General features: G+C 70.4%; 11 protein-coding genes. 5 read left to right on the forward strand and 6 right to left on the reverse strand.

What is annotated here, in order from left to right; all coding sequences use genetic code 11:
- The first annotated feature begins 245 nt into the window (after positions 1–245).
- The 4 genes from tilS to folE all read left to right on the forward strand — a co-directional run bounded on the left by tilS (position 246) and on the right by folE (position 4,928).
- A complete protein-coding gene (gene tilS, locus ABZY44_RS21020) occupies positions 246–1,373 on the forward strand; it encodes a tRNA lysidine(34) synthetase TilS (protein WP_356655946.1) in 1,128 nt (375 codons plus the stop codon).
- A gap of 66 nt (positions 1,374–1,439) precedes the next feature.
- Entirely contained in the window at positions 1,440–2,000 is a 561-nt protein-coding gene (gene hpt, locus ABZY44_RS21025) for a hypoxanthine phosphoribosyltransferase (RefSeq protein WP_030010907.1), read from the forward strand.
- A gap of 194 nt (positions 2,001–2,194) precedes the next feature.
- Positions 2,195–4,225: an ATP-dependent zinc metalloprotease FtsH gene (gene ftsH, locus ABZY44_RS21030; protein WP_356655948.1), complete on the forward strand. Its 2,031-nt coding sequence runs from the start codon at positions 2,195–2,197 to the stop codon at positions 4,223–4,225.
- Positions 4,226–4,319: 94 nt separating this feature from the next.
- Positions 4,320–4,928: a GTP cyclohydrolase I FolE gene (gene folE / locus ABZY44_RS21035; RefSeq protein WP_356655950.1), complete on the forward strand. Its 609-nt coding sequence runs from the start codon at positions 4,320–4,322 to the stop codon at positions 4,926–4,928.
- Positions 4,929–5,097: 169 nt separating this feature from the next.
- Here the strand turns inward: folE and ABZY44_RS21040 are convergent, their stop codons facing one another.
- The 6 genes from ABZY44_RS21040 to ABZY44_RS21065 form a co-directional block, all read right to left on the reverse strand.
- Positions 5,098–5,583: a DUF3180 domain-containing protein gene (locus ABZY44_RS21040; RefSeq protein ID WP_356655952.1), complete on the reverse strand. Its 486-nt coding sequence runs from the start codon at positions 5,581–5,583 to the stop codon at positions 5,098–5,100.
- A 97-nt stretch (positions 5,584–5,680) separates the two neighbouring features.
- Complete coding sequence (folK, locus tag ABZY44_RS21045; protein ID WP_356655966.1) at positions 5,681–6,277, reverse strand: 2-amino-4-hydroxy-6-hydroxymethyldihydropteridine diphosphokinase; 597 nt, start codon at positions 6,275–6,277, stop codon at positions 5,681–5,683.
- Positions 6,278–6,285: 8 nt separating this feature from the next.
- Entirely contained in the window at positions 6,286–6,645 is a 360-nt protein-coding gene (gene folB, locus ABZY44_RS21050) for a dihydroneopterin aldolase (protein ID WP_030010912.1), read from the reverse strand.
- Positions 6,646–6,775: 130 nt separating this feature from the next.
- Entirely contained in the window at positions 6,776–7,219 is a 444-nt protein-coding gene (locus tag ABZY44_RS21055) for a nuclear transport factor 2 family protein (protein ID WP_356655954.1), read from the reverse strand.
- A complete protein-coding gene (gene folP, locus ABZY44_RS21060; protein WP_356655956.1) occupies positions 7,216–8,136 on the reverse strand; it encodes a dihydropteroate synthase in 921 nt (306 codons plus the stop codon). Before folP ends, ABZY44_RS21055 begins: the two co-directional genes overlap by 4 nt.
- 143 nt (positions 8,137–8,279) lie before the next feature.
- Positions 8,280–10,133, reverse strand: a complete 1,854-nt coding sequence (locus ABZY44_RS21065) for a phosphatidylglycerol lysyltransferase domain-containing protein (RefSeq protein ID WP_356655958.1) — start codon at positions 10,131–10,133, stop codon at positions 8,280–8,282.
- A gap of 153 nt (positions 10,134–10,286) precedes the next feature.
- Here ABZY44_RS21065 and ABZY44_RS21070 point away from each other — a divergent pair, with 153 nt between their 5' ends.
- Positions 10,287–11,396, forward strand: coding sequence for an alpha/beta hydrolase-fold protein (locus tag ABZY44_RS21070; protein ID WP_356655960.1), 1,110 nt, complete (start codon positions 10,287–10,289; stop codon positions 11,394–11,396).
- The last annotated feature ends 131 nt before the right edge of the window (positions 11,397–11,527 follow it).

Raw genomic sequence — 11,527 nt, forward strand, 5'->3', positions numbered from 1 at the left:
GAGAAGTGGCCCGAGAGGCGTGAAGTTGTCCCTCTGGGGTAAACAGCATCACCCGTCCGAGGGACCGTGGGGCGTGGAAGCGCGTGCGATGCTCGGGGAACGGCTCGGTTCTGTCACCATCATCGCACTCTGAGTGACAACCCCCGTCCGCGGGGGTGGACCGGACAGCACCCCGAGCGCACCACCCTCCCCAACGCCTCCGAGGCGCCTCCGAGGCATCCGAACTCCACCGAAGGGCACCGGACATGGGTCCCCATCCTGCGGTCGCGGCGATACGCCTGGCGGTCCGCCGCGTACTCCACGACGTCCTCACCGACCTCACCGACCGTCCCGCACCCGCGCACGCACCCGCTCCCCGTGTCGGCCGCCCCGGCCGCGCCCCCGGAACCTCCGGACCCCTCGGTGCCCCGGGAGCTCCCGACCGGCCCGCCCTCCCCGACAGCGCGCCGCTCGTCCTGGTCGCCTGCTCCGGCGGCGCCGACTCCATGGCGCTCGCCTCCGCCCTCGCCTTCGAGGCCCCCAAACTCGGCATCAGGGCCGGCGGCATCACCGTCGACCACGGGCTCCAGGACGGCTCGGCCCTGCGCGCCGCCGAGGTCCTCACCCGCATGACCGCGCTGCGCCTCGACCCGGTCGAGTCCGTCGCCGTGCGCGTCGGCCGGGACGGCGGCCCCGAGGCCGCCGCCCGCGACGCCCGCTACGCGGCCCTGGACGAGGCCGCCGACCGCCTCGGCGCCGCCGCCGTGCTGCTCGGCCACACCCGGGACGACCAAGCGGAAACCGTCCTGCTGGGCCTCGCCCGCGGCTCCGGCATCCGCTCGCTCTCCGGAATGCCCGAAGTCTCCGGAGGCCCCGGAGCCTCCGGCCGCCGCCACCGCTACCGGCGCCCCTTCCTCCAGGTCGACCGGCAGACCGCCCGCAAGGCCTGCATGGTCCAGTCCCTCGCCGTCTGGGACGACCCGCACAACATCGACCCCGCCTACACCCGCTCCCGGCTGCGCCACGAAGGGCTGCCCGCCCTGGAGAAGGCGCTCGGCAAGGGAGTCGTGGAGGCGCTCGCCCGCACCGCCCAGCTCTCCCGCGACGACGCCGACGCCCTGGACGCCTGGGCCGCCGAGGCGGAGAACGGCGTACGCGACGAGGACGGCCGGCTCGAGTGCGCCAAGCTGTACGCGCTGCCCCCGGCCGTCCGCCGCCGGGTGCTGCGCCGGGCGGTCGTCGCGGCCGGTTCTCCCGCAGGCTCCCTCTTCGCCCGCCACATCGAGGAAGTCGACCGGCTCATCACCGGATGGCGCGGTCAGGGCGCCATCAACCTGCCCGGCCGGGTCGAGGCCCAGCGGCAGGGTGGCAGACTGGTCATCCGGCAGGGCTGATTGGTGCTGAAACACGGCTGAGTCCTCCGGGGTCACCCCCCGGAGCCCCGGCCGACAACGAAAGTGATGCGGGTGGACGAGAAGGACATGGGCAACGACCTCCAGTCGGTGCTCATCACCAAGGAAGAGATCGACGCGAAGCTGGCCGAGCTGGCCGCGAAGATCGACGCGGAGTACGCGGGCAAGGACCTGCTCATCGTCGGCGTCCTCAAGGGCGCGGTGATGGTGATGGCGGACCTGGCGCGCGCCTTGTCCACCCCGCTCACCATGGACTGGATGGCGGTGTCCTCGTACGGCGCCGGGACCCAGTCCTCCGGCGTGGTGCGGATCCTCAAGGACCTGGACACCGACATCAAGGACAAGCACGTCCTGATCGTCGAGGACATCATCGACTCGGGCCTGACGCTGTCCTGGCTGCTGTCGAACCTGGGCTCCCGCCAGCCGGCGTCCCTCGAGGTCGTCACGCTGCTGCGCAAGCCCGAGGCCGCGAAGGTCGCGATCGACGTGAAGTGGGTCGGCTTCGACATCCCCAACGAGTTCGTCGTGGGCTACGGCCTCGACTACGCGGAGAAGTACCGCAACCTGCCGTTCGTCGGCACGCTCGCGCCGCACGTCTACGGCGGCTGAACCCGCCCGGACGAAACCTCCGGGCAGGGGAACCCTGGAACGGTTCCCGCCGTTGGAGCATGGAAAGGCGGGTCCGTCAGCCGCCCCATGAGGCAGCGGGTGACAATACAGGGGTACATTCCGAAGAACAGTCTTTACTCACAGCAGCATTTACCTACGGGCAGGAGGGACGGGGTGCCTAGCGCCCCGTATGGATGGACGTGAAGCGATACTTCCGTGGGCCGGTCATGTGGATCGTGCTGGCCGTCCTCGCCGTGGTCGTGTTGATGAACGTCGTCGGCTCCGGCGGCGGCTACAAGTCGGTGGAGACCAGCGAGGTCATCAAGGCGATCAACAGTGGCCAGGTGGACAGCGCCAAGCTGACCACCGGTGACAGCCAGATGATCAAGATCGAGCTGAAGAAGGACCAGAAGCTCGGCGACAACGACGGCACCAAGTTCCAGGCCAACTACATCGGGGACCAGGGCGTACAGCTCGCCCAGAACCTCCAGACCAAGTACGAAGCCGGTCAGATCCCTGACGGATACTCCGTCACGCCGGACAAGACGAGCCCGTTCCTGAGCGTGCTGCTCTCGCTGCTGCCGTTCGTCCTGATCGTCGTCGTCTTCCTGTTCCTGATGAATCAGATGCAGGGCGGCGGGTCCCGGGTGATGAACTTCGGGAAGTCCAAGGCCAAGCTCATCACCAAGGACACCCCGAAGACGACGTTCGCGGATGTCGCGGGCTCGGACGAGGCCGTCGAGGAGCTCCACGAGATCAAGGAGTTCCTCCAGGAGCCGGCGAAGTTCCAGGCCGTCGGCGCCAAGATCCCCAAGGGCGTGCTGCTGTACGGCCCGCCCGGCACCGGAAAGACCCTGCTCGCGCGTGCCGTCGCGGGCGAGGCCGGTGTCCCCTTCTACTCGATCTCCGGTTCCGACTTCGTCGAGATGTTCGTCGGTGTCGGCGCCTCGCGTGTCCGTGACCTGTTCGAGCAGGCCAAGGCCAACGCCCCGGCGATCGTCTTCGTCGACGAGATCGACGCCGTCGGCCGGCACCGCGGTGCGGGTCTCGGCGGCGGTCACGACGAGCGCGAGCAGACCCTCAACCAGCTGCTGGTCGAGATGGACGGCTTCGACGTGAAGGGCGGCGTCATCCTGATCGCCGCCACGAACCGTCCGGACATCCTCGACCCGGCCCTCCTGCGTCCCGGCCGCTTCGACCGCCAGATCGCGGTCGACCGTCCGGACATGCAGGGCCGTCTGGAGATCCTCAAGGTCCACCAGAAGGGCAAGCCGGTCGCCCCGGACGTCGACCTGGGCGCTGTCGCCCGTCGTACGCCCGGCTTCACGGGTGCCGATCTCGCCAACGTCCTGAACGAGGCCGCGCTGCTCACGGCCCGCTCCGACGGGAAGCTGATCGACAACCACGCGCTGGACGAGGCGATCGACCGCGTCGTGGCGGGTCCGCAGAAGCGGACCCGGATCATGTCGGACAAGGAAAAGAAGATCACCGCGTACCACGAGGGCGGACACGCCCTGGTCGCGGCGGCCTCCCCGAATTCCGACCCGGTCCACAAGATCACGATCCTGTCCCGCGGCCGGGCCCTGGGCTACACCATGGTCCTGCCCGACGAGGACAGGTACTCGACCACGCGCAACGAGATGCTCGACCAGCTGGCGTACATGCTGGGCGGGCGCGCGGCCGAGGAGCTGGTCTTCCACGACCCGACCACGGGCGCGGCGAACGACATCGAGAAGGCCACGGCAACGGCCCGCGCGATGGTCACGCAGTACGGCATGACCGAGCGCCTCGGCGCGATCAAGTTCGGCGGGGACAACACCGAGCCGTTCCTGGGCCGCGAGATGTCGCACCCGCGGGACTACTCGGAAGAGGTCGCCGCGCTGGTCGACGAAGAGGTCAAGAAGCTCATCGAGACGGCGCACAACGAGGCCTGGGAAATCCTGGTCGAGAACCGCGACGTGCTCGACAACCTCGTTCTCGCGCTGCTGGAGAAGGAGACGCTCAACAAGGAGCAGATCGCCGAGGTCTTCTCGACGATCGTGAAGCGCCCGGCCCGCCCGGCGTGGACCGGCTCCTCGCACCGCACCCCGTCGACCCGTCCGCCGGTGCTCTCTCCCAAGGAGCTCCAGCTGACGAACTCGGCGAACGGGACCTCGGCGGCGACGCCGGCCGTCTCGGTGGACAAGGCCCCGGAGCCCTCCCCGGAGGAGCGTCCGGAGGCCTGATCCCTCCCGGAATGGATGCCGCGCCCCCCAGGTTCTAGCCTGGGGGGCGCGGCACTTTCGTCTGCGCGCGAGCGAACACAGGAACGAGGAAGCAATGACCGACCCAGTGACCCTGACAGGTGGAGAGGGCACGATCGGCGAGTTCGACGAGAAGCGCGCCGAGGCGGCCGTCCGCGAGCTCCTGATCGCGGTCGGCGAGGACCCCGACCGCGAGGGCCTGCTGGCTACCCCGGGCCGCGTGGCGCGTGCGTACAAGGAGATATTCGCCGGCCTGTACCAGAAGCCGGAGGACGTGCTGACGACGACGTTCGACCTGGGTCACGACGAGATGGTCCTGGTGAAGGACATCGAGGTCATGAGCACCTGTGAACATCATTTGGTGCCATTCCACGGCGTGGCGCACGTCGGGTACATCCCGTCCGTCGACGGCAAGATCACCGGCCTGTCGAAGCTGGCCCGCCTCGTGGACGTGTTCGCCCGCCGCCCCCAGGTGCAGGAGCGCCTGACCACGCAGGTCGCCGAGTCCGTCATGGAGATCCTGGATCCGCGGGGGGTCATCGTGGTCATCGAGTGCGAGCACATGTGCATGACCATGCGCGGCGTCCGCAAGCCCGGCGCGAAGACCATCACCTCGGCCGTCCGCGGCCAGCTGCGCGACCCCGCGACCCGCAACGAGGCGATGAGCCTCATCATGGCCCGCTGACGGGGTGGATGCGGGGGAGGGCGCGGGCGGGTCGTCGGCCGCGCCCGGCGGGGCCGACGAGGACGTCTGGGAGCCGCTGAGCGAGGACGTCCGGGGGACGCCGGAGCCGGCCCCGCTATCCGATGGCCGGCCCGGACACGCCTGCGGCCGGGCCGCAGGATGCGTGGGGTCAGGCCTTGGCGGTGGCCTTGGCGGGGTCCTCGTCGTCCGGGAGTTTGAGGACGTGTTCCAGGAAGAGCGCGGCGGCGATGACCGCCGCGCCCGCCAGGACCGAGAATCCGGCGTACCAGGCCTGGTCGCGGCGGGCCGGGACGTCCAGTGCTGTCGTCAGCAGGAAGACCCCGACACCGCCGTAGGCGCCCGCGACCAGGGCCGCGACCAGGGCACTGGCCTGGCCGAAGACCACCGCGCGGGCCGCCATCAGCGGCTCCACGCCCTTGGCGCCCGGCACCCGCTCGCGCTGCGCCTTCAGGCGGGCGCGCAGTGACAGGGCCGTCGCCAGCAGGACCACGGCGATGACGCCGAGCACGATCGGCGCGGCCAGCGGGACGCCCGGCAGCGAGCCGTAGGAGTCCCAGAGCCGGGCGCCGGCCCAGGACAGCACCCCGGCGACCAGGAAAATGCCCGCCAGGACCGCCGGCCTCAGTTGCTTCACGTGCCTGCTCCCCGCTCTGTGTGCCTACCCGGTGATCTTAAGTCTTCGACCGCGCGCAAGGGAGGCGGTCACCGGGCCCGCCCCCGGCGGGAGCGGACTACTCGGGAAGGCGCAGTTCCAGATCCGGACGCGGCGCGACGCCCGCGAGGCCCACGCCGTCCAGCAGCGCGGCGACGGGCCCGAGGCCCGGGATCTGCGCTTCGGGGTCGATGTCGAGCCAGGGGGCCAGCACGAAGGCGCGCTGGTGGGCGCGCGGGTGCGGGAGGGTGAGCACGGGATCGGCGGAGACCACGTCGGCGTAGGAGACGATGTCGACGTCGATGGTGCGGGGCCCCCAGCGCTCCTCGCGGACGCGGTCGAAGGCTTCCTCGATGGCCTGGCCGCGCTCCAGGAGGGAGCCGGGCGGCAGGGTGGTCTTCACCGCGAGGACGGCGTTGAGGTACGAGGGCTGCGAGCCGGGCTCCACGCCCCACGGCTCGGTCTCGTAGACGGGGGAGACGGCCTTGACCCGCAGGCCGGGCGTGTCGCCGAGGGCGTCGATGGCGCCCTGCAGGGTCTCCAGCCGGTTGCCCAGGTTCGCACCGAGCGCGACGACGGCCCACTTGGGGTTGGAGAGGGTGACGTCCGCGGCGTCGACGGTCTCGAGGACGGAAGCCGGGACGGGCTGGACGGTGGGGTCGCTCTGGGCGTTCATTCCGTTGTTCACGCGCGGCTCCGGGTGATCGTGATGGTCACGTCGTCGAAGGGGACGGTGATGGGTGCGTCCGGCTTGTGGACGACGACCTCCACCTGGGCGACCGCCTCGTGCTTGAGGCACTGCTGGGCGATCCGCTCGGCGAGCGTCTCGATCAGGTCGACCGGCTCACCTTGGACCACGTCGACGACTTCCTCCGCCACTACCCCGTAGTGCACGGTCTTAGCCAGGTCGTCCCCGGCCGCGGCGGGACGGGTGTCGAGGTGGAGCACCAGGTCGACGATGAAGGTCTGGCCTTCCTCGCGTTCCCGGGGGAAGACGCCGTGGTGCCCGCGAGCCTTGAGGCCGCGCAGCGCGACACGATCCACGCGAATCACTCCTGCTTTTCGTAGGTGCTTCCGGTCCGGGACTCCCCGGATCCATGGCCTAGGCCGAGTGCGGTCGGCGTCGTCCATCTTCGAATTTACCTGCGAAACACTCCGGGACCCGACGGAGGGGTCAGGAGGGCTCCTCCTCGTCGTCCTCGTCGGAGTCCGTGAGGACGGGAGAACCGTGGTGCGACCAGAGCCGCCAGCCCTCCGGTGTGCGTCGGAACACATTCGTGGCGACGACGAGCTGGCCGACGAGCGGGCCCAGTTCTCCGCCGTCCTCGGCGGGTCCGCCGCTGAGGATGTTCTCTGTGCACGTCACCAGGGCGGTGTCGCCGATGACGGCGACCTTGGTGTCCGTGAGGAAGAACTGGATGTACTCGGTGTGGGACATGATCAGCGCGTACGAGCGCAGGACCTCGCCGCGTCCCGAGAGGACCGGCCAGCCCGGGTGCACGCAGGAGATCTCGTCCTCGAGCCAGAGCGCCGACAGTGCGTCGAAGTCCCCCTGCTCCATGGCCTCGTAGAAGGCCGTGTTGACCTCTTCGACGGCTTCGATGTCGGTACGGCTCACCTTGTCCCTTCCTCGGTGCTGCGGGTGCTGCGGGTACGGGTGCCACGCAATGCCCCTTCCACGGCGCGGGCCACCCGAACCGCGTCGGCGCTCGCCCGTACCTCGTGGACCCGCACGGCCCAGGCGCCCTGCTGGGCGGCTATCGCGGAGACGGCGGCGGTGGCGGCGTCGCGTTCGCGGGCGGGCGGCGGGGAGGCGTCGTCCGCGCCGGCCAGCACCCGGCCGAGGAAACGCTTCCTCGAGGCGGCGACCAGCAGCGGGAAGCCGAGCGCGCGGAGCTCGGGGAGGTGGGCGACCAGGGCCAGGTCGTGCTCGGCGTTCTTGGCGAAGCCCAGACCGGGGTCGACGAGGATCCGCTCGGGGGCGATGCCGCCGGACACGACCGCGTCGATACGGGTCCGCAGCTCGGCGGTGACCTCCGCGAGGACGTCCTCGTAGACGGCGAGGCTGTTCATGCCGTCGCTGAAGCCGCGCCAGTGCATGACGACGAACGGCACCTGGGCGGCGGCGACCGCGGGGATCATCCCGGGGTCGGCGAGTCCGCCGCTGACATCGTTGACCAGCACCGCCCCGGCGGCGACCGCCCGGGCGGCGACGGAGGCGCGCATGGTGTCCACGGAGACGGCGACGCCTTCGGAGGCGAGGCCCCGCACGACGGGGACGACGCGGCGCAGTTCCTCCTCCTCGTCGACGCGGGAGGCACCGGGGCGGGTGGACTCACCGCCGACGTCCACCAGGTCGGCGCCCTGGGCGACGAGGTCGAGACCGCGCTTGACGGCGGCGGTGGTGTCGAACCAGCGGCCGCCGTCGGAGAAGGAGTCGGGGGTGACGTTGACGACGCCCATGACCCCGCAGCGGTCCCACTCCGGCAGCCCTGTGACCTGGCCCCTGTCGGCTGCCGCGCGCTTGGTGTTCATACGTCCAGGGTATGGGCCGTGGCCATGACCGCTGCTCGGGCGGCCTGAAGGACCGCTGGAAGGGCCGCCGCCCGCGCCGCCGCCTGCGGGCAGCGGGCGGGCGGGCGGCGGGCGGACGGGCCGGGCCGCGGCCCGGTCACGGCTCACGCCGCCTGGATCTCGCGCTCCGCCTGGGCCGGCACCGTGTGCGCGGTGCGGTGGTGGGTGCAGGTGCGGACCGGCTTGGGACGGCGGCGGCTGGCGAAGAGACGGGGCAGGGCCAGCGTGACGAAGCCCTCGGCCTGCATCGCGGCGAAGCCGATGCGCGGGAGGTCGCGGGTGGTGCGGAAGACCACGAAGCGGGGCTCCCAGCGAGGGCGGAACTTCGCGTTGAACTTGTACAGCGACTCGATCTGGAACCAGCGCGAGAGGAACACCAGCAGGCTGCGCCACATCCGCAGCACCGGGCCGGCGCCGATCTTCTCGCCGCGCGCCAGGGCCGAGCGGAACATCGCGAAGTTCAGCGAGACCTTCTCGATGCCGAGCGCCGGGCAGGCCTCCAGGGAGGCGACGATCAGCAGCTCGTTCATGCCGGGGTCGGCGGCGCGGTCGCGGCGCATCAGCTCCAGCGACATGCCGTCCTTGCCCCACGGCACGAAGTGCAGGACGGCCTTCAGGTCGCCGAAGGGCGAGGTGTCGCCCTCCTCGACGCGGTGCGCGGTGGCGATGTAGCAGTCACCGTCGCCGGGGTCGCCGACCCGGCCGAGCGCCATGGAGAAACCGCGCTCGGTGTCGGTGCCGCGCCAGGCCTCGGCCGCGCCCCGCACCTGCTCCAGCTCGGCCCCGGTCAGCTCGCTGACCCGGCGGACCCGCGTGGTGTAGCCGTTGCGCTCGATGCGCTTCACCATCTGGCGGACATTGCGCATCGCCCGCCCGGAGAGGGAGAAGTCTTTGACGTCGACGATCGCCTCGTCCCCGAGCTCGAGGGCGTCGAGCCCGGTCTCGCGGGTCCACACCTCGCCGCCGGTCTCGCTGCAGCCCATGACGGCGGGGGTCCAGGAGTGGGCCTTGGCCTCCTCCATGAACCGCTCGATCGCGCCGGGCCAGGCCTCGACGTCGCCGACCGGGTCGCCGGAGGCGAGCATCACACCGGACACGACGCGGTAGGTGACCGCGGCCTTGCCGCTGGGCGAGAAGACGACGGCCTTGTCGCGGCGGAGCGCGAAGTGGCCGAGCGAGTCGCGGCCGCCGTGCTTGGCGAGCAGCTCGCGCAGCTTGTCCTCGTCGTCGGCGGTGAGCCGGGCGGCCGGGTGCTCGGGGCGGAAGGCGAGGTAGATGGTGGTGACGGCGGTCAGCATGCCGAGCGCGCCGAGCGAGTAGCCGACGGTCCAGGACACCCGGCCCGCGTAGTCGACGGGACCCTCGAAGCCGAAGAGCCCGTAGACGACGTGACTGATCTGCTCGTATACACCCGGATTGCCGACGACGCGGCTGGGGTGCGAGTTGACGATGACCAGTCCGAGCCCGATGGAGCCCGCGCTCATCAGCACGAAGTTCGCGAGCGCCTTCCAGCGGCTGCGCGGGTCCGGGAGCGCCTTGAATTCACTCTGATGGCGCACCAGGAGGACCAGGAGCACCGCTGCGATCACCACCCCGATGACGGAGTGGCGGTACGTGAACTGCGCGACCGCGCCGGCGGGCAGCAGCACCACCGATGCCCGCCAGGCGCGCCGCTTGCGGCGCTTGAGTCCGTGGGCGAGCAGCAGGAGCAGTACGCCCGCGCTGAGCGCCAGGGCCGCGGCGAAGGGCCCGAAGGAGCCCGGCAGCACCTCGGTCACGGCATGGATGCGGCTGTGCCTGAAACGCGGGAAGACACCCGCCGCGATGTCCAGCAGGCCGACGACGCTGACCGCCGTGCCCACCAGGCCGGGGACGGTCTCCGCTCGTGGGCCCCGGAGGATTCGGCCGACCCGCTTCGGAACCTGTCCCGACTTATCGCCATCTATCCTGCTAGACATCGCTTCCCGTTGCTCCGCGAGAGATCATGTGGCCGAAGGCCGCGACAGCCTCCGGTGTGTGGTGCGTCCCCTAGGACGACATCGAGGGGGAGCGGGTTCACTCATCCGTCGAGAAAAAAACTAGTCCTGCCATAGAAAGTCGACTGACTGCTCATGGGTCTCACCAGTAATACGGTTCTGGCGTTGGCCATCATCGCCGGTGTGCTGCTCTTCGCGGCCACGGTGTGGCTGTGGCCGAAGCTCTCGGGCCGCTCCTGGCGCGCGGTCCTCGGCCGCGTCGGCCTCCTCCTGGCAACGCAGCTGGCGCTGTTCTCGGCGGTGGGACTCGCGGCGAACAAGTCGTTCCTCTTCTACGGGTCCTGGGCCGACCTCCTCGGCCAGGAGACCGCGATCGGCAAGGTCGTCGACCGCGGGATGAGCAGCGAGGACATCAAGGTCGTCGACAAGCAGAAGCTGGACGTGCCCGGCGGCTCCAAGCCCCAGGTCGGCGGTCAGATCCTGAAGGTGGCCATAACGGGCCAGAAGTCGAGGATAACGAGTCCGGGGTACGTGTGGCTGCCGCCGGAGTACTTCCAGCCGCAGCACAAGGACCAGAACTTCCCGGCCTCCATCATCCTCACGGGTTACCCGGGAACGGCCGAGAACCTGATCAAAGGGCTGAACTACCCGATGACGGCCTTCAAGCAGGCCAAGGCGGGCAAGATGAAGCCGATGATCCTGGTCATGCTCCGTCCGACGGTGGCGCCCCCGCGCGACACCGAGTGCGTGGACATACCGGGCGGCCCCCAGACCGAGACCTTCTTCGCCCAGGACCTCCCGCAGGCGATCCAGAACACCTTCCGGGTGGGCAAGAAGCCGCAGAACATGGGCTTCATCGGCAACTCCACCGGCGGTTACTGCGCCCTGAAGATCGCCGCGCACCACCCGCAGACCTTCGGCGCCGCCGCGGGTCTGTCCGCGTACTACGAGGCCGCCGACGACCCGACGACCGGCGACCTCTTCCACGGGGACGCGCAGCTGAAGGCGCGCGCGAACGTGCTGGAGTCCATCAAGGCGAAGAAGCCGACCGGCACGTCCTTCCTCGTCACCAGCAGCGAGAAGGGCGAGCCGAACCTCGCGGACACGAAGAAGTTCATCAAGCTGGTCAAGGGCCCGGACCGGGTCTCCTCGATCATCCTCGACAGCGGTGGCCACAACTTCAACACCTGGCGCCGCGAGATCCCGCCGATGCTGGTGTGGATGAGCGGCCGCATCCAGGCCTGAGGCCGGTGCGCGCAACGGGCGGAGGGCGGGGCCGGGTCCGCGGACCCGGCCCCGCCCTCCGTCAGGATGGACGACGGCGAACCGTACTTCCGTGCCCTGGAGCGGGAGGCCGTCGCGGCCGCCGTCGCCGG

Source organism: Streptomyces sp. NPDC006544 (assembly GCF_040611715.1).
Taxonomy (GTDB): Bacteria; Actinomycetota; Actinomycetes; order Streptomycetales; family Streptomycetaceae; genus Streptomyces.

Coding starts and splice junctions, on each gene's coding strand:
- tilS (WP_356655946.1), top strand. CDS start 246: ATGGGTCCCCATCCTGCGGTCGCGGCGATACGCCTGGCGGTCCGCCGC.
- ABZY44_RS21070 (WP_356655960.1), top strand. CDS start 10,287: ATGGGTCTCACCAGTAATACGGTTCTGGCGTTGGCCATCATCGCCGGT.
- hpt (WP_030010907.1), top strand. CDS start 1,440: ATGCGGGTGGACGAGAAGGACATGGGCAACGACCTCCAGTCGGTGCTC.
- folP (WP_356655956.1), bottom strand. CDS start 8,136: ATGAACACCAAGCGCGCGGCAGCCGACAGGGGCCAGGTCACAGGGCTG.
- folE (WP_356655950.1), top strand. CDS start 4,320: ATGACCGACCCAGTGACCCTGACAGGTGGAGAGGGCACGATCGGCGAG.
- ftsH (WP_356655948.1), top strand. CDS start 2,195: ATGGACGTGAAGCGATACTTCCGTGGGCCGGTCATGTGGATCGTGCTG.
- folK (WP_356655966.1), bottom strand. CDS start 6,277: ATGAACGCCCAGAGCGACCCCACCGTCCAGCCCGTCCCGGCTTCCGTC.
- ABZY44_RS21065 (WP_356655958.1), bottom strand. CDS start 10,133: ATGTCTAGCAGGATAGATGGCGATAAGTCGGGACAGGTTCCGAAGCGG.